Raw genomic sequence first — 662 nt, 5'->3', positions numbered from 1 at the left:
GGTCTTTCGCAGTTGTGACGACCCATCGTTGGTTCCGTCGTGTGTGCCCTAGTTTGAAAATAACAGAAAGACGTACCTGGTACGACGGAGGCATACGACGGTCCGTCGCAGGCGCAACGGTCCGTCGATGTATCCGTCAGTGACTGCTGCAGAGTAATTTTCTGCAGAATTTCCTGGTGATGTGCCTGCAAATTTAAAACCCATTAATAGAAAAATGCTACCATTACTAAAAAGACGATAAGTATTGGGTTGCCTCCCAACAAGCGCCTGATTTAATGTCGCGGCACGACTGGGGCCACTTGATTACTCAGACTTCATCAAGATGGTATGCCTCTATCACTTCATTCGCCGATTCAGCATGCCCAAAATAGATTTTTATGTGCTGTCCATTCACCTTGAACCGCACACCCTCCTTAGTTTCCAACTCAACTGCTCCATGAGGGAATAGTTGGGTAATCAAGTAAGGGCCAGTCCATTTGGACTTGAGCTTGCCCGGAAGACAAGGCACCCCGGAGCTGTCTACAAGCACCAAATCCCCAACCATAAACTCTTGTTTTGCAGTTTTTTGTTCATTCTCCTTCTTCATCTTTTCTTTGTGGGATATGGCAGATACCGATTGGAGCTCACCACTCTGCCTCATGGTCCTACAAATGTTGAAGGTC

General features: G+C 47.1%; 1 protein-coding gene. It reads right to left on the bottom strand.

Annotation, left to right across the window (positions count from 1 at the left end; all coding sequences use genetic code 11):
- Nucleotides 1–307 precede the first annotated feature (307 nt).
- Nucleotides 308–662: hypothetical protein (locus tag M4I23_RS19620; protein WP_249755546.1), on the bottom strand; the 355-nt coding region annotated here is incomplete at its 5' end.

The sequence above is a fragment of the Algibacter sp. L4_22 genome, from assembly GCF_023473045.1.
Classification (GTDB): Bacteria; Bacteroidota; Bacteroidia; order Flavobacteriales; family Flavobacteriaceae; genus Algibacter.
This window is presented reverse-complemented; position numbering and strand designations above follow the sequence as displayed.